The organism is Sphingomonas rhamnosi, from assembly GCF_036663615.1.
In the GTDB taxonomy this organism is placed as follows: Bacteria; Pseudomonadota; Alphaproteobacteria; order Sphingomonadales; family Sphingomonadaceae; genus Sphingomonas.
The window spans coordinates 1-19,017 of the sequence record NZ_JAXOJJ010000001.1; the positions used below are offsets into that span (position 1 = coordinate 1).

The 19,017-nt window shown below is 58.3% G+C and carries 24 protein-coding genes; 13 read left to right on the forward strand and 11 right to left on the reverse strand.

All coding sequences use genetic code 11. The features are described from left to right. Positions 1 to 125: 125 nt before the first annotated feature. From U1701_RS00005 to U1701_RS00030, 6 genes are all read left to right on the forward strand, one after another. Positions 126 to 926, forward strand: a complete 801-nt coding sequence (locus tag U1701_RS00005; protein ID WP_332780487.1) for a gp53-like domain-containing protein — start codon at positions 126 to 128, stop codon at positions 924 to 926. Positions 927 to 939: 13 nt separating this feature from the next. Next, on the forward strand, positions 940 to 1,518 hold the full coding sequence (locus U1701_RS00010) for a hypothetical protein (protein WP_332780488.1): 579 nt from the start codon (positions 940 to 942) through the stop codon (positions 1,516 to 1,518). After that, positions 1,515 to 4,103: a glycoside hydrolase family 5 protein gene (locus tag U1701_RS00015; protein WP_332780489.1), complete on the forward strand. Its 2,589-nt coding sequence runs from the start codon at positions 1,515 to 1,517 to the stop codon at positions 4,101 to 4,103. Before U1701_RS00010 ends, U1701_RS00015 begins: the two co-directional genes overlap by 4 nt. Before the next feature lie 34 nt (positions 4,104 to 4,137). Continuing rightward, complete coding sequence (locus tag U1701_RS00020) at positions 4,138 to 4,305, forward strand: hypothetical protein (RefSeq protein ID WP_332780490.1); 168 nt, start codon at positions 4,138 to 4,140, stop codon at positions 4,303 to 4,305. A gap of 99 nt (positions 4,306 to 4,404) precedes the next feature. Further along, on the forward strand, positions 4,405 to 4,806 hold the full coding sequence (locus U1701_RS00025; RefSeq protein ID WP_332780491.1) for a hypothetical protein: 402 nt from the start codon (positions 4,405 to 4,407) through the stop codon (positions 4,804 to 4,806). Positions 4,807 to 4,813: 7 nt separating this feature from the next. Then, positions 4,814 to 5,212: a hypothetical protein gene (locus U1701_RS00030; RefSeq protein ID WP_332780492.1), complete on the forward strand. Its 399-nt coding sequence runs from the start codon at positions 4,814 to 4,816 to the stop codon at positions 5,210 to 5,212. Here the strand turns inward: U1701_RS00030 and U1701_RS00035 are convergent. Beyond that, the gene (locus U1701_RS00035; protein ID WP_332780493.1) at positions 5,209 to 6,627 is read right to left on the reverse strand and encodes a hypothetical protein; all 1,419 of its coding nucleotides are present in this window, start codon (positions 6,625 to 6,627) and stop codon (positions 5,209 to 5,211) included. The two genes, U1701_RS00030 and U1701_RS00035, sit on opposite strands and share 4 nt — an antisense overlap. Positions 6,628 to 6,693: 66 nt before the next feature. Here U1701_RS00035 and U1701_RS00040 point away from each other — a divergent pair, with 66 nt between their 5' ends. Together U1701_RS00040 and U1701_RS00045 are read left to right on the forward strand one after the other, a co-directional pair. Further along, a complete protein-coding gene (locus U1701_RS00040; RefSeq protein WP_332780494.1) occupies positions 6,694 to 8,277 on the forward strand; it encodes a hypothetical protein in 1,584 nt (527 codons plus the stop codon). Further along, positions 8,277 to 9,104, forward strand: a complete 828-nt coding sequence (locus U1701_RS00045) for an 8-oxoguanine DNA glycosylase OGG fold protein (RefSeq protein WP_332780495.1) — start codon at positions 8,277 to 8,279, stop codon at positions 9,102 to 9,104. The genes U1701_RS00040 and U1701_RS00045 overlap by 1 nt, the downstream gene beginning before the upstream one ends. Positions 9,105 to 9,110: 6 nt before the next feature. On the opposite strand, the gene U1701_RS00050 is transcribed toward U1701_RS00045, so the two are convergent. From U1701_RS00050 to U1701_RS00070, 5 genes are all read right to left on the reverse strand, one after another. Further along, the gene (locus U1701_RS00050) at positions 9,111 to 9,587 is read right to left on the reverse strand and encodes a hypothetical protein (protein ID WP_332780496.1); all 477 of its coding nucleotides are present in this window, start codon (positions 9,585 to 9,587) and stop codon (positions 9,111 to 9,113) included. Next, the gene (locus tag U1701_RS00055; protein ID WP_332780497.1) at positions 9,584 to 10,711 is read right to left on the reverse strand and encodes a hypothetical protein; all 1,128 of its coding nucleotides are present in this window, start codon (positions 10,709 to 10,711) and stop codon (positions 9,584 to 9,586) included. The genes U1701_RS00050 and U1701_RS00055 overlap by 4 nt, the downstream gene beginning before the upstream one ends. A 161-nt stretch (positions 10,712 to 10,872) precedes the next feature. Continuing rightward, positions 10,873 to 11,148, reverse strand: coding sequence for a hypothetical protein (locus tag U1701_RS00060; RefSeq protein WP_332781454.1), 276 nt, complete (start codon positions 11,146 to 11,148; stop codon positions 10,873 to 10,875). Then, on the reverse strand, positions 11,100 to 11,432 hold the full coding sequence (locus tag U1701_RS00065) for a PDDEXK family nuclease (RefSeq protein WP_332780498.1): 333 nt from the start codon (positions 11,430 to 11,432) through the stop codon (positions 11,100 to 11,102). Before U1701_RS00065 ends, U1701_RS00060 begins: the two co-directional genes overlap by 49 nt. Further along, positions 11,429 to 11,866 carry a lysozyme gene (locus tag U1701_RS00070; RefSeq protein WP_332780499.1) on the reverse strand — a complete coding sequence of 146 codons (438 nt, stop codon included), beginning with the start codon at positions 11,864 to 11,866 and terminating at the stop codon, positions 11,429 to 11,431. The genes U1701_RS00065 and U1701_RS00070 overlap by 4 nt, the downstream gene beginning before the upstream one ends. Before the next feature lie 448 nt (positions 11,867 to 12,314). Between U1701_RS00070 and U1701_RS00075 the strand changes: the two genes are divergently transcribed. Together U1701_RS00075 and U1701_RS00080 are read left to right on the forward strand one after the other, a co-directional pair. Next, complete coding sequence (locus U1701_RS00075) at positions 12,315 to 12,818, forward strand: hypothetical protein (protein ID WP_332780500.1); 504 nt, start codon at positions 12,315 to 12,317, stop codon at positions 12,816 to 12,818. After that, positions 12,815 to 13,135 carry a hypothetical protein gene (locus U1701_RS00080; protein WP_332780501.1) on the forward strand — a complete coding sequence of 107 codons (321 nt, stop codon included), beginning with the start codon at positions 12,815 to 12,817 and terminating at the stop codon, positions 13,133 to 13,135. Before U1701_RS00075 ends, U1701_RS00080 begins: the two co-directional genes overlap by 4 nt. Here U1701_RS00080 and U1701_RS00085 read toward each other — a convergent pair. Together U1701_RS00085 and U1701_RS00090 are read right to left on the reverse strand one after the other, a co-directional pair. Beyond that, on the reverse strand, positions 13,091 to 14,275 hold the full coding sequence (locus U1701_RS00085; RefSeq protein WP_332780502.1) for a histidine kinase dimerization/phosphoacceptor domain -containing protein: 1,185 nt from the start codon (positions 14,273 to 14,275) through the stop codon (positions 13,091 to 13,093). The genes U1701_RS00080 and U1701_RS00085 overlap by 45 nt on opposite strands. After that, positions 14,272 to 14,709 (reverse strand): response regulator, encoded by a 438-nt coding sequence (locus U1701_RS00090; protein WP_332780503.1) that lies wholly within the window; start codon positions 14,707 to 14,709, stop codon positions 14,272 to 14,274. The genes U1701_RS00085 and U1701_RS00090 overlap by 4 nt, the downstream gene beginning before the upstream one ends. Before the next feature lie 268 nt (positions 14,710 to 14,977). Here U1701_RS00090 and U1701_RS00095 point away from each other — a divergent pair, with 268 nt between their 5' ends. Together U1701_RS00095 and U1701_RS00100 are read left to right on the forward strand one after the other, a co-directional pair. After that, positions 14,978 to 15,271, forward strand: coding sequence for a hypothetical protein (locus U1701_RS00095; protein ID WP_332780504.1), 294 nt, complete (start codon positions 14,978 to 14,980; stop codon positions 15,269 to 15,271). Continuing rightward, complete coding sequence (locus U1701_RS00100) at positions 15,268 to 16,077, forward strand: hypothetical protein (RefSeq protein WP_332780505.1); 810 nt, start codon at positions 15,268 to 15,270, stop codon at positions 16,075 to 16,077. The genes U1701_RS00095 and U1701_RS00100 overlap by 4 nt, the downstream gene beginning before the upstream one ends. Before the next feature lie 377 nt (positions 16,078 to 16,454). On the opposite strand, the gene U1701_RS00105 is transcribed toward U1701_RS00100, so the two are convergent. The 3 genes from U1701_RS00105 to U1701_RS00115 all read right to left on the reverse strand — a co-directional run bounded on the left by U1701_RS00105 (position 16,455) and on the right by U1701_RS00115 (position 18,081). Then, positions 16,455 to 16,835 (reverse strand): hypothetical protein, encoded by a 381-nt coding sequence (locus U1701_RS00105; RefSeq protein ID WP_332780506.1) that lies wholly within the window; start codon positions 16,833 to 16,835, stop codon positions 16,455 to 16,457. A gap of 278 nt (positions 16,836 to 17,113) precedes the next feature. Continuing rightward, positions 17,114 to 17,335 carry a hypothetical protein gene (locus tag U1701_RS00110; protein ID WP_332780507.1) on the reverse strand — a complete coding sequence of 74 codons (222 nt, stop codon included), beginning with the start codon at positions 17,333 to 17,335 and terminating at the stop codon, positions 17,114 to 17,116. A 206-nt stretch (positions 17,336 to 17,541) separates the two neighbouring features. Then, positions 17,542 to 18,081, reverse strand: a complete 540-nt coding sequence (locus tag U1701_RS00115) for a glycoside hydrolase family 108 protein (RefSeq protein WP_332780508.1) — start codon at positions 18,079 to 18,081, stop codon at positions 17,542 to 17,544. A 112-nt stretch (positions 18,082 to 18,193) separates the two neighbouring features. Between U1701_RS00115 and U1701_RS00120 the strand changes: the two genes are divergently transcribed. Next, positions 18,194 to 18,835 carry a peptidylprolyl isomerase gene (locus tag U1701_RS00120; RefSeq protein ID WP_332780509.1) on the forward strand — a complete coding sequence of 214 codons (642 nt, stop codon included), beginning with the start codon at positions 18,194 to 18,196 and terminating at the stop codon, positions 18,833 to 18,835. The last annotated feature ends 182 nt before the right edge of the window (positions 18,836 to 19,017 follow it).

Here is a 19,017-nt window from a genome sequence, read left to right on the forward strand (position 1 = left end):
GACCGCGATCCGCCGGCATGCCTCGGCGGTCGTCCCGCCCTGGCCCAACACGATTTCAACTTCACGCAGCTTCCCGATGATCTCCTCGGGCTTGTGCTTCTTCGCAGGCATTCGTCGTCCCTTCCTTGATCCAGACCCTTATAGTCGATGGACCACTCAGAAGGGGGCAGCTCATCAGCGGGAACGAGGCTTCGGCATCAACGCTGGCACTGCTCGGGGCCAAGAATGCCGACGGCACGGCGTTCGTCCTGGATGCCCGTTCGGTTATCATGGACGACGGCAAGGCACTCGGCACTAAACTCACTACCATCGAAGCCGACTTCCGGGGCATCACCGGATCGGTTGAAACCCTTGAAGAAGTGCTGATCGACCCCACCGGAGCGACAGTCCGATCCGTCAACAAGCTGGACGCTAACGGATATATCAGCGGCACGATCCAAACAAACAATGGATCGGAAAGCGAGTTCAATGTCATCGCCAACAAGTTCAAGGTGGTCGATCCCACGCTTGGTGGCTCGCCCCAGACGGTTTTCGCTATCGAGAACGGCGAGGTTACGATCCCCAACGCTACAGTTGGGTGCCTTAAATACTCGGCACTCGTCCCCCTACTCAGCGGCAATCAGAACCAACTCAACGCGAACGCGGGTTATCAAATTCTACCCGGTGGCTTCATCATTCAGTGGGGGCAGTACCGCGCTACTATCAACAGCGAACGGACCATTCATGTCACGTTTCCAACGCCCTTCCTGAACGCCATCATGTCCGTGTCGGCGACGGCCTACGTCAACAGCAGCAACACCGAAAAGGATATGTGGGTCCAAACCATGTCCACACGGGATAAGTTCGGCGCCGATTTCTACGTCCAGTCCGCGACGGCCAATAACAATTCACTCGATGGCTTCGACTGGATCGCCTTCGGCTTCTAACGTCTAACCAACCTTGATCCGTCAGCCGACAGCTGACGACACGAAAGGAATTATGCCCACGAACTCTGAACTATCGAACCAAATGTCGGCGCTGGTGAATAGCTGGCAGACCTACATCGATCAGCAAATCCAACTCGACAACGGCGTGGCAGATTATGTCGCACCCGCGCCCGTTGGCGGCGTCACACAACCTAGCGCGGGCTTCTACCCAGTTACGATGCCCAATGGCATTACGAGGTGGCGGCCCTGTATTGACCGCATCCGCGCCGACGCAATGGCCTTCGATGTAATCTCACAGAACGGCACGAACAGCCCCACCGCCCTGCTCGCCCATAGCGGCAAGGTGGTGTTGGTGAACAATAACGGCGGCACCACAGCGGTGACGCTGACGTTCCCGACCGGCTTGGGTGCCAAGTTCAACTCCATCTACGTCATGAACGGCACGCAGAGCGCCATGTCCTTTGCAGCCGCTACAGGCGTCACGCTGAACCAAGAGGAAGGGCTTACCCGCGCCCGCGCCCGGTACGCGATGGTTACGGTGATCGCGACCGCCGCTAACGTCCTGAATATCTCGGGATCGATGAAGGCATGAGCATCACGATCCCCGCGCGCGGCATGGTTCAACCCCGCCCGATCGCTCCCGCAATCTGGTTCGGCACACTCCTAAATCCCCGCACGATCGACGAGGGGCAGACGGCAACGATGACCCTCCGAGTTATTAACTACGTGCCTGGACAGTCCCGCATCATCTGGTGGATGACTGGCGGTTCAGCATCGGCGGCGCGCTGGCTTAAATCGTGGCCTACAGCCTTCAAGGAGGCGTGCGCGGGGCACGGCATCACCGTTACGACGCTTACCACGAACAGCGTTCCAAACGCGAACGGCACCGTTGATATGTTGCTCTCAATTCCCGAGGGGTCGAATTACGCGGGCGAAGAAATCCGTATCGAGAATACCACTCGAAAGAACCGTAAGAACGACGCGAACCCGACCACTGCGCAGTGCGTGCTTCTGGTCAAGGCAAGCTCGCGCATTAGTGGCGCACCCTCTGACCCCGACCTTGTTAAGGGCGTGGGCAACGTCCTGACGATCAACGACACATCGCAGCGGCCGACGGGCGCACCAACCTACAATTTCCGCACTTACGACGTTGACGGGATCAACGCCCCAAAGCTCGTGCTTACTCCCGGTGATGGCGTTAAGTTCGTCCTAGAAACGACCAACTTCATCCCCGGCACCAAAATCAAACTCTATGCGGCGAACGATGGGCAGAACATGCTTGCCCCGGCGTTCCGCACAGCATTGATGGCGGCGCTTAAATCTCCGCCCCCCGGCATCACTTGGGAGCAGACCAAGTATCCACCCCCGGCTGGGGAATACTGGTATAACGGCTACACCATCGTATATAACGAGAATTACGATAACTCGCAGCCTCTAACCTTCAACGTCTACTGCGGCGACAAGGTGCGCGATGATGGGGGTTCGTCGCAATGCGATATAATCACGCAGATTGTTCAAGAGGGCACGGCGTCGGACTTCGATAACTATCGCTCGAAAGGCGACTGGGTTTCGAGCGCCACATACATAGAAGGCGACTGGGTAACGTATATCCCAGATGGCACCAAGTATATCGCGACCCGTGGCGTAGGGGCAAACATTGTTCCGACAAACACCGATTATTGGCGCGAGTACGTGCCCGTTCAAGTTCTTAGTGGTGCCAAGACCCTCGCACTCAAAGCCGCTCCGCCGCGTTACTGGGAAGTGCGGGCCGTTAAGTCCGCGACCTCTGTCGATTACACGATCAACGTCCCCGCCGACGTGATCGGCTCCACTGTATCGCTTATCGCAAACAATCCGCCTCCAGACTTCGAAGCGGCACTAACCAGCGCCGCGAACGTCGCGGGATCGCCTGCTACCTATGCGGGAGGCGTGCTCACCTCGACCGCCGACGCTACCAAGTCGCATCACGCGATTACGTTCAGTGTCCCGCTCGCCGGTACGGGCAAGCACTACCTCAAGCTGGAGAACGAAGCCGGCAGTTGGGTCGGCATCCGGTACGCGACAGTCTTCTACGACGCTTTCACCAAGCCGATTGACCCCGTGTACGTCACGGGAGTCAATCTCTCGACTGGCGAGTTTGGCACTGACCCCGGCATCTATTTCCAAAACTATATCTATCCGTCGCGTCCCGAGACGACGGACCCAAAACGCCACGAATACATGGACTATATCTGGAAGCTTGGCGTTCGAGCGATCCGCTTTCCCGTGAAGTGGGGCCGTATTCAACGCGACCTTTACGCGCCGCTCTATGGCGAGAAAGCCCCTAACGCAGCTTGGGCGGGATCGCTTGATATCGCGCGTATCGATGAGATTATCAGCTACTGGACGGGCAAGGGCGGGCGCGTCGGGCTGGATATCCATAACTTCGGCGAAGGACCGAAGGGCGGCAAGGTTCGCTTTGATCCAGAACTTGATACAACCGGCAAGTCATTCGAAGTTGAAGCGTTTATCGACCTCTGGTTGAAGCTGGCGAACCGGTACGCAACGAATACCAAAGTGTGGTTCTTCCTTATGAACGAGCCGAACGGCTCGGCGGCTTGGTCGCCATTGCGTTGCCGTTCTACGTTCCAAAGCACCGTGAATGCCATCCGGGCTCTTACTCCTGCACTCAACAAAATCATGGTTCCCGGTGCGGAATATTCGTCGACTGCCAACTGGGTTTCGAATGGACAAGGTGAGGCATTCCTGGATTTCGTCGATCCTGCAGATAACGTCGTGTTTGAGTGCCACAACTACTTCAACAGCGACAAGTCGGGCGCAGGCACGGATGCTGGCGCCTGTGTGGTGAACTCGCAAAACCAGTTGGTTGCGATCACCAACTGGGCACGCACAAACGGCAAGAAGCTCTGGATGGGCGAGATTGCGGGCGGCGATCCGGCCGTCGCTGGGCAGTCGGCTTGCGGTTCCGTCGTTCCCGCCGCGTACAAGTATATGCGCGACAACAAGGATGTCTGGCTGGGTTGGAGTAGTTGGGGATATGGCCCGTTCTGGCCCGCCGGTTACGCGTTCAATATGAACCCGACCGACTACCAGACGCCATCGGCACCAACTCCACAGATGGCGATGTTCATTCCCTACATTGCGGAGGAATACGGAACCGCGCCCGAGGGCGGTTAAATACATGCAAAAGAAAAGAGGGACATAAGCCCCCATGAACGACCTTAAACTCAACCCCCTAGTAACCCGGTCGGCAACGACGACGCTGAATAAGCTAACCCAGCTGCTCGCCAACCCCACCGTCCGCACCGCCGCCAAGGAAGTCCTCGGGATCGTGCTGTCGGTGATGGTGCGCAAACTCGTCAAGAAGCGGACCGGCTAACAGGTGCCTCACAGTCCCTTCCCTCAATCCTTTGACGGCTCGACGGCACTATTCGGTTGGGCGCTGTTCTCGCTGATCCTCATGCCTGGATTGGCGTTCATGATCGGCTCCTACTTGGGCCGCGACCTGTGGAGCGATCGACACCGGGGCATTGACGCCGTGTCGGCGCTCCGCAGCTTGATTTTCGCAGTATGCTCGGCCGTCCTGATGCGATGCCTTCCCGAAGTCGCCTACATGATTTGCTACGCAGAAGCCGCCCCGGCCACGCTCCAGCTACTGCTCACCGTAAAGCGCGCCTTTGATATCGCGAGCCTTGTCCCCGTCATGTTTTGGATGGGCACGTTCTGGCTCTGGTATCCCGATATCGTCCTCAAGCTGCGCAACCCTACCTCTTTGATCTGGTCGGACAGCCGTTGGCCCCGGCTAGGCCGCTTCGCTGGCATTGCGATCCTCAGTGCCAGCCTAGCAGCGACAATCGCTCTAGGACGCGCATTCTCTTAAATAACGAGTGTTCGATCGTATCAGCCTTCCGGCCTTCGTCCTCACGTCGGCTAGTACGGCGGTGGTTGCGCAAACCAATCCCGGCTCACCCTATGAGTTCTGGGCTCCCCTCCTTGCTGGCTGTCTCGCGGCGCTGATCGTTCGCGGCATTGCGATGAGCACGCCCACGAAGCGCAAAAAGGTCTTCCTCTTCGAAATGCTGGTCACGGCCCTGTCCGTGCTGCTGACGGGCGTGGTGATCTACGACCGGCAATATACAATCATGTACGCCACCCTCTCGGGCATGGGCATCGGAGCCCTCGGTGTCAGCGTGATCGGCATGGCGCGCACCTGGGCAACCTCGATGCTCCAGAACCTTGCCAAGTCCGTCCTAGCCGCGAGCGAGACGAAGAAACCCGACGCTTAGATCGGGTTTGCGGCGATGAACTGTTCCAGGTCCTCCGACAACTCGGGCTCGTCGGGTTCGGACATGCCGGCAATGGCGGGCCATACGTCCAGGAACTCCTTGCCCCATGTTCTCGCGAGCGCAGCCCCGTTGGGGTCGGCAAACAACCCTCGCACGCCCTCGACTTTGACCAAAACGCTCGCGGGTTTGCGGTCGTTGTTATCGTAGCCGTCCCGATCCTCCCAGAACCCGTCCTGCACGTTTCGATGAGCCTGGATGAGTGCCTGGGTATTGTGGTGCATGATCAAATCGTAGGTGTCATGGGCGATTAGGCTCCCACCCGACGGGTCCAGGTCCGCAATGGTCAGGTTGCGGCTGATATGCGTACTCGCGGCGATACGACGACGAATATTCGAGCGTGACTTGTCCTCCATGACTTCGCGGAGCAGCACGGCAAGCGGTTCGGGCCGGCCAGCGAACCGCTGAACCAAATCCGAGAATTTCATCGTCTGCATTGCCCAGCCGTGCGCGCTGCTGGCGTGACCAATGTTCACGGTCCCATAGACCGCTGCCATCGATGGGCTTGAGGCGTCAAAACTGATTTGAAATTCGGGGTAACCCAGCTTGCGGACCTCCTGTTGGATCGCCGTTAGAACACAGCCCATTTCCAGCTTGCTCGTGCCCAGAATGTGGAGCCAGCGGACCTTCCCCAATATGCCGTCGCGATGCATGTCGAGCATCCGCGCGACGATCATGCTGGGCGTGCTTTGATGCGCGCCTGCGAATGCCCAACCCTCGAACGGATAGTGCTTCACGGCTTCGTACCATTGGCGGCTTTCCCCGTGGTTGCGACCCTGAAGGACGTTGAGGAAGTTCGTGGCACCGGGGCGGCGCTCACGGACGAAACGATTGTTGTTGATACAAAGCTGGATCAGGCAGGCCATGTAGCTTTCGCCCACGCCGTTGGCGCGAGCTATGGCGGACAAATCGATTCCGTAGCCGTTCAACCGCTTCACGTGATTGCGCAGCCCCGGCAGGCCAATTCCGCCTGTGGGCAGATCGAGCGCCATCGAATAATCCGATACATGCTCCATCCAATTCAACATCCTGGGAGCGGTGTTCACGGCGTCAAATTCGATCGCACCGGTTTGAAGCTGAAAACCACCGCTGTCGCCCAACACCACCGTCGCGCTGCGATCCCTCGACATCACCATGTCGGGCTGCGGTACATTCAGGTTTTTAGGGTCCGTCTGCCCCGCGCTATAAAGGGCAAACGGATAGTGAAACGGCGCTTTTGGGTCGAGGAAATCCAGTTCGGCGGGCGTAACCGGCAGGGGCGCCTTCCACTGACCACCGGGAATGACGCGGAGATAGGCCTTGCTGATCGCAGGCAGGTAGAGCGCGCGATTGAGCGCCAGCCACTCATTTTTTGCCATCCGGTTTAACCAATCCTTGAAAAGTTTAGCGGCTAAACATTCGCCATCATCATGCGGGGTATGCGAGTGGCAACGGCTGTTAAGGCATTGAAATCTGTAAGCGGCTCTTCATCGAAAGCCCTTAATGCCCGGTTTAAGGCCGCTCAGGATGCGGCAAAAGAATTCTCCGAAAATGAGGATGCCAGCCCCGCACTGCTCAAGGATGCGATGGCCGCGCTCTACGCGTTTGGCGAAGACCTGATGGGCACGCCGGACGACCACCAGCATGATGCCGTGGAGGACTTTCTAGCCACTCACGAGGTCAAGCTAAACGCCGCTTCCAGGCGCAACAATTACATTCCCCTCGTCCAGCTCGTGTTCGACCAGCGCAGCAAAAGCCTCCAGAGCCAGTACGCCAAGGTTCTCCAGCTTGCCCGACACGATCGCGAGCCCGTGAAGACATTCGGCACTTGGCTTGGCGACGGCGGGATCAAGGCGCGGCACAGTGAAGCCGTGACGATGTTTGGCGGGACGGCTCGCGAGAACAACGACAAGGAGCGCGATGCACGGATTGCCCGTGCGACCGCGGAACTCGACAAGATGCCCGTGCTGGGCACTGCGCAACTATCGGGCGATTACCCCACGGGCTTTGTTACCTTGCTCGCCAAAGTCGATGACGACGGGCTGGCTACGATCCTTGATGTCGCGGAACGGCATATCGACAGCATCCGGCCAATAATCCTGCGCTACGACCCCCAGGGCGCAGCACGGAAAGCCATCTTGGCCAATCGTCCGCTCGGTCGCTTCTGGCGTGCCGTCGACCTCGTAATGGGGATCACACAGGCCAAAACTAACGGTGAGCCGCGCAGCATCCTCATCACCAACACCATGCAGGACGATAAGCCGGTTTGCCTCGTTCAAGCGGTGTCGCGAGCCCATGCCTACACCTGGGCCAGCGTTACGATTGGTGAGCATGTCGAGGGCTTGCCGCTCGAAAAGTCGGTGGTGCTGTATTCGAGCCAGGAGCAGGACAAGACGACAAAGAAGGTCATCTACTCCGGGGAAGCCGACCTATTCTGGACGGGATTTGCCGAGCATGACGGCTGGCGCATCGACGGAATGTCGATCGTCGCAGACGCCCTTACAACGCCCGTAAAACTGTTTGCTTTGCCTGACATTCGCGGCTTCCGCGTGGCCCGCATTGACCCCTCTACGGGTAAAGAAACCGCAATCTCGTATGCGAGCCTCCGATCTCTCCAAGCGTGGATTGAGGCGCAGCGAAAAGCCCGCAAACCTGCTCGGTCTGTAAAGCAGCGCAAGCCCTTCCCCGACACGCTCACGATGGAAGTCCTGGGGGGCGACCTCCGGTTGACGATGACGAACGCCAGCCAGTTTTCCAAAGCGGTCGCCACGAACATCGTTCTCGGGACAGCGAAGCCCGACCGGGAGTTCGAAGATCGGGAGTTGGGGTTGAAGGACGTGGAAGCGTTGATCCGCACGATCAGCGCCTATGAGGTCGACCTGGAGGGCTACTTTGCTGATCCATCGGGCCCGGATACCGCACTGTACCTGAACGCGGACGTTAATGGAGATCGGCTGGCGATCGTCATCCCCACACGGGGCGGCAGCGCAGTTGGTGAAAGCTGCCGGGATCTAGAGGTTGCGGTCTAATGAGCGAATTCACAGATCGTTTTGAAGAGTTTATCGAGACGCCGGAATATGGCGAAAACTTCAGACCGAGCGCTTGGGATATTGCGCTCCCGTTTGAAGAAGAATTTAAGAGGCACGAGGACGAGGGCAATCCGCTGCTACGTCATCACGTTAAATCGGCGGTAGCGCAGGACACCTATAAGGGCCTTATATACACGCTTGTATGGGGATACCCTAACGGCAATACTGATGCTAAAAGCCAAAACAAAAGTTACTCGCTACAAAAGGCCATGCTCGATCTAGATGAGACTGTCGACAGGATCGATCGGTTCAAGAACCATCCTCGCAAAGCACGGATCATGATTGATACGCTGAACAATCATCACGGTTTCCAGGTCTCGACGACGAGCAAAATTGCGTACTTCGCTGGCCTGAAAGCGCCCGAGGGCAATTGCCTGATATTCGACAGCCAGGTTTGCCGCGCGGTCCTGTTCTACGGCTACCCTGAATTAGATGACCTACGAAGCCGACTAGCGGGCGGTCGGTTGCCCGGACCATATACCAAAAACGAGTTCAAGCCGCTGCTAAAACCGGCGAATTATGGTGGCTGGATTGAGGGTGTAAACGCCTTGGCCCGCCTGCTCGGACCTTACGTCGAAGCCGAAGACGTCGAGCGTTTCATTTTTATGCTGGGCAAGGGTGCTGACAGGGCAACGGACGAAAGCAAAGCCCAGACAGTCTCGGGCAAGGCTGCTTCTCCGCTCGTCGAAACGAAGCCTGAGAAGCAGCCATACATGGGCAAGATGACGCGTAACAAAAAAATCAAGAATGAGCTAAAAGCCAAATAGAACGTTTCAGATCATCCATACTGGCGTGTCGAGAGCGATTGTTGCGGTGTCCAAATCCCGCGCGTTCTCGAACGCCAGATACAGTATGCCGTCACCGGCATAGACCTCCAGAACTGACATGCCTTTGGGCAGCGCGAGGAAGTCATCGGTGTGGGTCCAATCACCATAAGTGCCGCATTCCAGGTGCGACATTACGGAGCGCAGCGCGGCCTGGGTTGACCCCTTGAACGACGTGCTGGACGCGAATGGGTTCCTAGCGACGATGTCACAGAGGTAGGGCTTGTTCTCCGCTGCAAGGCTTCGGTTCAATACCTCTGCCTGCTTGGCCGAAATGTTGACCGTCTCGGCTTCGAAAGCCCGCCTGATCGAGACGAATGTGGGATGGGTGTTATTCAAGGCCGCGAGTTCAGGGCGGATGCTCACCACGTCCCTTGCGCTGAAAATTACTCGGTCGTGCAGTTCGTTATGCTCATACTGCTTCACTGGATTAGTCCTTTATATCGGTTGTTGGTTTCGCGGCGCAGCGTCACTTCCGTGATCGTCTGCCCCTCGATCAGATATGCGTGGTCGGGCTCGTCACCGTTCCAGGTCAGAGCAACGGCCTTGTTCGCGAACAACGGGTTCTTTCGAGCCCACGTGTCCTGGGCGCCATAGAGGCCGCTGAACGTGGCGTTAGCCGCGATGCCGGTCGCGCTGCGCTCACCGGGCAGCAAATCCGGCCCGATGGTCTTGTTTGCGAAGCCATGCCAATCCTGGTCCGCTGCACCGATACGCTCCAGCGCGTGATCGAAGCGGGTAAAGCGCAGGGCAAACTTGTCGTCGCCGCGATCGAAGAACCCGGTGGCGTTCACGTCGCCGCGCGCGTCGGGTTTGATCCACAGGGTTAGGGCGGGCCGGCGCTTTCCCTCATTGCCTTGACCTCTATGATTATCGACCTGGGTATGACCTTCGTCATTATCCGCCTGGGGCTCATGGCTTGGTACTTCAGCTACTTCCTGGTCATGGCCAGCCAGGACGGGCGAAGCCAAAATCATGGACCTCTCATGATTAACTTCGTTTTCTTCTCTTTCCATTACTTTAGGGTCCTGGGGTAGACTATATGTAGCGCCAGTACCGCAGTTCTCTGCTGCCTGAGACACAAGCCGTTGTGCCAGGGCAAGTGCTTCATGCGGAAAGAGTGCTGAAAGGCTGCTGAAAGAGTGCTGAATACCTGCTGAAAGGTTGCTGAAAACCTGCTGAAAGGTATCGGGGTCGTGCTGAAAGGTTGCGGAATTCAACGGGGTTTTCAGCACGTTTTCAGCGGGCTCATCCTCGCCATCCAGGCCTAGCGTAAACCACTCCGGGCTCGTTTTGACGGCATAGCCCAGTTGGTTGCGCGTCAGCCTGACGGGCTCGCCAGGATCAACGACCTGATAGCTGGTCCGCATGTTGATGTTATCGATGAGTTTTGCCTGGAGGCGCGGGCTCAGGTCGAGCCCCTTAGTCAGCCAGCTTACGATGCGGTCCATAACGCGGCGTGCAATCGCGTCGCCCTGGTGGCGTCCGGTATCAAAGCTATCGTAAACGGCGCGGATCATTTTTGGCCAAGGTGTGGCGTTCTTGCTCATGAAATCATCTCCTAAAACAGAAAGACCCGCTGCACGGGTCCGAAGCGCGCAGCGGGTCAAAGGTCTCTCTGTTTAAGATTGAGCGTCAGGAACCAAGCTGCCATGAGCGACAGCTTTTCGGACCTGCTGCTCACATACTACTTATGCAGCCTGCCTTTTTATTAAGTCAGTATATTTCTCGGCACGACTGTTCTTTTCGTATTGGAGTCCAGGGTCAGTGCTTCTTCGAGCTGCCAGTTGAGCCGATGCAAGCGGAATCCTATCATCCGACCGCTGATGCCCGTCGCTTCCTTCCAAGCAGCCATCGTCCAAACTTTGCCTTCGAACACAATCCAGCCGGGAGCCCAGGGATCGATCCAGCTCTCCAGCTTCATCGAGTAGGACTGCTTCACTTCTTCGGCCCCCGCTTCCAGGCAATGCCCTGCCTGTCGCACCATGCCGCGTAGGTCGTCTTGCTGCTCTTGCTGATCGTTTTGTCGGGGTTGGTGAACCAAATTTCGATGCTGTAATGGGGATAGGTGCGCTTGATCGCGGCCATTTTGCGGCGATCCGCCGCATCGAAAAGGCCCTTGGCTTCGACGATGCGCTTGTTCGCCACATCCACGAAATCCGGCAGATAATTGCACTCCAGCATGTAGGGCAGCTTGACCTGTTCGTACTGCCAGCCCTTCCCGAGATCGCGGGCGCATCGGGCTTCATAGGGGTTACGGAAGGCACTCATTTCAGGAACAACGCCGCCTCAGCGGCTCTGCGCTTTGTAAGCCCCGCCATGGCTTTGCCAGCAGCCATATTCCACCGAGCGAACTGCGCAGCGGCACCCGCATAATCGCCCGCGTTGAGCTTCTTGAGCAGCGTGCTGCCCTTGAGCGCACCAACTCCCAAATTATACGCAAAAGACGTGAGCGCCCCCAGCATGTTCGCCGTAATCGGCACTTTGACGAGCTTGCGAACATCAGCTTCGTATCCGTCATATTCCTCGACAATCCAGGCATCGGCTTGTGCCTGCGTACAGGTCTGACCCGGCTTAACGCCGGTCGTTCGGCCATAACCGATAGTCCAGGGAGCCCCGCCAGAAGCGGGATCGAGATAGGCTGTTAGTCTACAGCCCTCTGAAATCTTTACGAGGCCAAGACCGGCACGGGATGAAATGTTCATCCCATACTTACCGCGCCTGCGCTTATCGGCAGTTATCTACCGACTTAACTCGCCGCGCCGTCAAATAAGTAAATGGGAGCAATAACTAAAATTAGGTGACACAATGGCAAAAGCCAGTCTTAGAACACAGTTTACATCAGAGTCAAACGCACTTCGCAACGCAATACGGAGATGCACGATATCAACATGCCCCCAGTATGATGACTATGGCGGTAGGGGCGTTTTCGTTTGCGACGAATGGATTGACCCGCTTACGGGCTTCACTAGCTTCATCAAACATATCGGCCCCAAGGCTAGCCCTGAACTCACTTTAGAGCGTTTGGATAACTCCAAGGGCTATGAGCCCGGTAACGTTTCTTGGGTAACGCGCGCTCAGAACCAGGCCAATCGGAGGTCGTCCGATACCAGTGCGCGGGACCTCGGATGGGGCATTGGTAAGTTCTACAGGATGAGTGCCACGGGCTATATTTGGAGTGGTCCCAGTGCGCTGATCCCATTGGGCGATCGGGTCGAAACAGTAGCGGCTTGGAGCAAGAAAACCGGGCTTGCTCGCGCCACCATCGTGCAGCGCATCCAACGAGGCTGGACACCGGCGCAGGCCCTCGATCCCGACTTGTGGTTCCCCAACGGCGGCAAGCGCAGCGATTATCTCACCAACGAAGAAGAGGAGACAACTCCCATGGAATACACCGAAACGAACCAGCCTATCGACACCGCAACGACCGCGACGAACATTGCCCTGCAGCACATGACCGAGCGCATGAACGAGATGTCCCGGACGATCGCAGACCTACGTAGCGACATCGGCCTAATGGCTTCGCGCATGGACGAAGCCGAACACATGACGAGCGAGGAATATGGCAATCAGGTGGTGGAGCAGGTCATGGAGGCGATGCCCGCGATCCAGGCCGCCGCGATGAAAGCCACGACCAAGCGTCCAACCCGCCGATGAGCAAGGCAATCGAAGGCGCAATGGACCGTCTGGAGGCGGCCATTGCATCAACGGAAAAGAACACCGCCCTGATGGCTTCAATCTTCGACGAAATGATCGTGACCAAGGCTCAAGAACCTGTTGCGCTGCCTTCAAAGCTATCTTGGCTCGCAACGGCCCGCAGGAGTTTAGGCGGAATCATTTTATCCTCGTCGCACGCACTTAGTTTAAAGGATCGCCTCTCTATCGCCGGCGGGACCATTATTAGGCTCGCGCCGCCGTTTCTAAATTCATCATGTTACCGGAAACGTTATTGTCCAAAGCGTACCATTCTGTAACGATAAAACCGCACTGCCGCCTATCTGTTCACTAAGGCGGTGCACGAGACCCAGGCCGTGTCGCTTGCTTGTGGGCTTGGGAACGAAACCCGGCCCATTGTCCCGAATTGTCATACAGGCCATGCGGGCGTTCGCTTCCCGCTCCAATGACAGTGATATTAAGCCTTGTTGAGTAGAGAACGCGTGGTCAAAGCTGTTCGTAACGAGCTCCGTGACGATAATACCCAACGATGTGACAACGTCTAGGTTCAGCATAACAGGAACGCACGCGGACGTTAACTTGATTTCACTGTCGCTTGAACCTCGAACTTCGACAATATTATCGCACAACGACTTCAGATAGCTGCAGAAATCAATAGTTCGTGTCATTTCACTGCCAACAAGCTGATCGTATACTTGTGCGAGCGTGAACACCCGGCGAGCTATGCTTTTAAGCCCCCTTCGGCAACCTTCGTCAGTGGTGTCCTCCACCTGCTTGCTAAGCATTGCATACAGAAGCTGAAGATTATTGCGTACACGGTGCTGCAACTCCTCAGCAAGAACCTTCTTTTGATCTAATATCTTATTTTTGTCGTCAACAAGTATCTTCATCTCTTCGACCGTATCGGCGAGCTTCTTGATACGTGCAGAGGTTGCAACTGCCTCGCCGAGAACGTTCGCGAACCCAGTAAGGAAGTCGATGTCGTGCTGGTCGTAGTCTTGCCTATCGCTGCTATCAATTTCTAAGACACCGTACGAACTACTGTGACCGATTATGAGTACGCCTATGGTCGAGACGATACCGTGTTCCGCGTAAAACGGCGGCAGCATAAACTTTGACTCATCTTCCAATACATTGCAGATAAACGGCTTCCCGGTACTGAAAACTTGTCCTTGGGGGGTTCGTGCATCGGGATGTGGTACAACGAACCCAATGACGCCCGCGTCCCAGCCGTACCCAGCCTCGACGACAAGATCATTTTTATCCTGGCGATATCGGCAAATTTTCGAAAAGCGGGCATCCAGTCCTTGAGCGCAAACGCGCACTGCCTCATGAAGTATTGCGGAAAGGCTCGGTTCGCGTAACGCGAACGTTCCGAAAGCTGCGATGGCAGCTTGCTGTCGACGCAATTTTTGCACCACATTAGTTTCGTCTGTCATGCGGCCACACCAACCCCGCCGCCAGCTGATGGGAGAAGATGGAATCCATTCGGTATTACCGCTGGTACATCTCCAGTCTTAGCAATATCTAAAACAGTTTCGAGGGCACGCACGAGGTCATTTGGTCGATAAGGCTTGCTGATACAACCGTGGCCATTCTCAGACGTTAGGGCAAGCTGAGACATGTTCCCTGTCGCATATAGGATTCCAACGCCATCAGACATGCCCACCTCTGCGACAACCTCAGTTCCTAATCCTCCGTCGGCTAACCTTAGGTCTAACAGAAGGAGGTCTGGTTCGTGAAGCCTGACAAGCTCAATCGCCGATTTTACGGTCATCGCTATGCCGCAAACCTCATAACCACGCTCATTCAAAAACTGCTCTGTCATGTCGGCGATCATTAGATCGTCTTCGGCGATTATTATTTTTGCCATACCCTCTCCCCCACGGCCAAGCGGCACGATACCGACGCTTAAATCGGCGAGTCGGTCGCATGGTTAACGTGTGTTAGACTATATCCGGCTAAATTGAAGCAAGACAGTCCTTACAACATTTTTATAGCCGAGCCGGACGAACGGCTTGCTATGGCCGCAACTGTTTAACCGCTAAACTATCGGCAAAAGCCGACCGCATTAAATCCACGATATCCACAGCCTGGCGCGGGAACCAGTCCGCGCTGGCGGCGCCAAATAAATAAGATTTATGGCAGACAGCACACTTACCCTCGATAAAGCCGCAGGCGGCACCGTTCCTCTTGCCTGGACCGACGACAAAGGCGCCGAAATCGACATCAGCGCCGCTGACGTAATGCTCTACGTGAATGGCGGTTTCTCGATCGTTCCAGGCTCCGATCCGAACAACTCCAAAGGCCGGCTGTTCGAGTTCACGCCTACGATGGCACAGAGCCTGGGCAGCAATCCGCATGACTACCTGATTTTGATAGACGGCACGCCAGCGCGCGGCTGGATAGTCGCTACAGGCTTCGTGCCCGAATGATCCAGCTGAAGACGACGAGTCAAACCCTGCAACTCAGGGGCACGACCGCACCTCATATTGATGTTTGCACGGCTGCGAATACCGTCCAACTAACCAGCACGGGGCCGCGCGGCCCACAGGGCGTCCCGGGTCGCGACGGAGCGGATGGCATTGGTATTCAGGGTCCACCCGGTCCTACGGGAAGCCCCGGACCAGCCGCAGACCCCGCTGCTCTATCGGCTGTCTCGACCCGCGTTGACGCACTCACGGCTACCGTCACGGCAATCAACAACCTCGCACCGGAGCAGTTGAACGCCTTTTCGGAGGTCGCTCAGGCTCTCAATAACGATCCAGCGTTCGCGCAGACGATGACGACCGCGTTGGCACGTCGGGTTCGCGTCGATGCCGCGCAGGCGTTGTCCTCAACCGAACGAGCAGTCGCGCGCGAGAATATCGACGCAGCATCGCTGGCGTCGACGCTCGGCAAACTCGATCGAACGGATTACGTGCGCGCTCTACAGATCATCGCGACCGGTAAGCCTCCGGCTGGTTCACTTATCGGCGGGGGCATCGTCCCACAGGCTGGCACAATCGATATCCAGGCTTCTTCGATATCCGCTGACACCGGCCCAGCGCAGAACCTGACGCTTACGATCCGGGTTAACGGTGCGATCCGTGGCACGATTGCCTTCGCGGCTGGCGCGACTGTTGGCGTAATCACGTTCGCGACCGCGGCACTCAGCGCGGGCGATAGGTTGAGCGTCTATCTCGACGCCAGTGATACTGCTTTCATGGGCCTGATTGGCTCGCTTGTGGTACGCTTGTGAGCGAGATCGTTGAATTTCTCAAAGCCGGTGCGACTTCGTGGACGGTCCCCAATGGCGTCACGAGCGTTAAGGTTGAGGCGCTAGGCGCGGGCGGAAATGGCTACGCGATTAGTGGAACGCCATCGACTAGTAATCGACGTATGGGAGGCGGCGGCGCCGCTTATGCGACCTCGACCCTAACCGTTACGGTCGGAGAGGCAATTCCCGTAAACGTCGCGGCTGGTGGATCGCAAGCGCTCACGTTCTTCCGGTCGGCTGGCACGGTCTCGGCTGCGAGCGGCGCAAACGGTACAAGCGCGGCGCGCGGGCTTGCGGGTGCGGCCAGCGATAGCGTCGGCACGGTTGTATTCAGCGGCGGTGCTGGCGGCTCCTCTTCGTCAACGGGCGGTGGTGGCGGTGGTGGTGCGGCATCGCCGCTGGGCATTGGCGCCGCCGGAAACAGCTCGACCGCCACTGGCGGCGCGGGCGGTGGAGCCGTGGGCGGCGGCGGTGCGGGCAGTGGCACTGACGGCGGCTATCCCCCCGGTGGCGCAGTAGCGGATCGCACACCCGCCGGCCAAGATGGCATTAACGGTGCCGGCGGTGGCGGTGTTGCGACGGCGGTCACATCGGGCAAAGGCGGGCGAGGCGGGCAGTATTCGATTTGGATCGCGACCGCGACAGGCGAGCTTGCGGGACCAGGCGGCGGCGGTGGTGCCGGCAATCCCGGAGCCGGTTCGCTTGGCTATGGCGGCGGTGGCGGCGCGGGCGGCAATCAAGGCCGCGGCATGGGCTCCAACGGGATTATCGTCCTAACCTACACAGTAGCAGCACCCGAGCCTTCGACCTTCCACGCCTTTTCGTATTGGCTCTAACTGGTTGTCGCTTGGCCACGTTTGGCCCGACCTGCAAGAAACCGCTCACCGCGTAATTCATCGGCTCAGCGCTCGCCGACCTCATCAATCCAAGATATCCACGGCAAGACGCCGGAACCATTCGGAGTCGTCGCCAATCTACGGACGATGCGATGAACATAGTCGCTCTCCGACTCCGTGAATTAATCTCTCGTTGGCGCGCGTCGGGTCAGCTTGGCTATCCCAGTCGCGACGACCGTGCCGCCTACAACGGCCTTTGCCGCATTATCGCCTACGAACGCCGGAATGCTTACAACTGCGATTATCATCGCGCCGATCAGCAATATCGCAATTAGGCTGTAAACCGGATGATGCTTCGGTTCGAAGGCCAGCACGATCCGCATGAGCGCTTCAGCTATTTTCATTGCGTGGTACTCCGCACCGAAATGGCTAAGTCATTGATATGACTTAGTGTGTAACCCTGCACGCAAGTAGCAGCAGGTACATCACGTAGAGGAACGTCGGCCGCGCGCGGGCGGTCCAGGGGTCGGACTCGGGTGGAAGCGGATCGGTCATGTCGGGTCTCCGAAGCGCGAATGTTGTGAATGTTGAGACGATATGCGTGTTTTCGCTAACCGATACGGTTCGCCAGCCAGCCATAGAGGAACGCTTCGTTCGCCGGGCGACGTTCGGCGAGCGCGACATAGCGTTCGCCCTGCAGCGCCTCGATCGCCTTGAGCAGCACGCGTTCGGCACCCGCGCCGCGCCGCGCGAGGAACGCATCGAGCGCGGCGAGCAGCCGCGGCCCGACCTGCCCGTCGAGCGCGATGTCGGGATAGTCGGTCGCGCCGCGGTTGAGCGCGTTGAGCGCGCGCTGCAGGAAGACGGTCGCGACCGCCGGCCCCATGTTGATCCCCGTGTCGAACAGTTCGGCGGCGATCGCGGGCGCACGCGGCGCGACCCGATCGAACCCGGGCTTCAGCCAGTACAGCCGGCGGTAGATCGCCACCGCCGTCGACCGCGGCAGCGCGCGCATCGGGCCGGCATAGCCGTTGGCGCGCGCGACCGCTTCGGTGACGCCCCAGTTGGTGGCGCCGCCGCGGTCGGCGGGGTGGTCGACAAAACCGCCTTCGCGGTCGATCACCGCGTCGATCAGGTCATCGCTGTCCATCGTGCTGCTCCCTAATAGTGGAACATATCGTGAACTATATTGGTTCGCTGTAGGACAGCGGAATCTGCAGGAGGCGGTTGCGCGTGCGACGGGTGGCGGGTAGCGCGCCGCCATGCGCGTCCTTACCCTTTTGCTGGCGGTGCTCGCGCCGTCGCTTGCCGTCGCCGCCATCCCTGGTGCCAAGCCCGGAATCGTCCGGGTCCGGATCGACACGTCGGACGGGCCGATGATCCTGGCGGTCGATACCAAGCGCGCGCCGAAAACGTCGGCCAACTTCCTCGCCTATGTCGACGACGGGCGGCTGGACGGCACCAGCTTCTACCGCGCGGCGCGGAGCAAGAAGGATCCCAAGACCGGCTTCGTACAGGGCGGCATCCAGACCGATGCGCGGCGGATACTGCCCCCCTTCCCGCTCGAGACGACGACGATGACCGGGATCAAGCATCTCGACGCGACGGTGTCGATGGCGCGCGCGGCGAACCCCGATTCGGCGGGTGGCAATTTCGTGATCACGATCGGCCCGGCGCCGCAGATGGACGCGCGGCCGGGCTTTCCCGGCTATGCCGCGTTCGGGCACCTGATCGCCGGGCGCGAGACGGTGCAGCGCATCCTCGCCGAGCCGAGCGGCGGCGGGCTGGATGCGTTCAAGGGCCAGATGATCCTGCGCAAGGTGCGGCTGATCCGCGCGCGGCGGCTGGACGGGGTGGCGAAGCCGACCGGCGGGCCGAAAGTGTGGTTGCTGATGGGGAAGTAACGGGGTGACCGTGTGTTCCTGCGCAGGCAGGAACCCAGTGTTTCGGGCGCCGCGGATTGTTACCCTGGGTTCCTGCTTTCGCAGGAACACGGGTGCGTGCCTCGCCCGGCACTCGTCACCCCAGCGTAGGCTGGGGTCTTTCGGTTCGGGTCGCAGCATCCGCCAACAGGGAGACCCCAGCC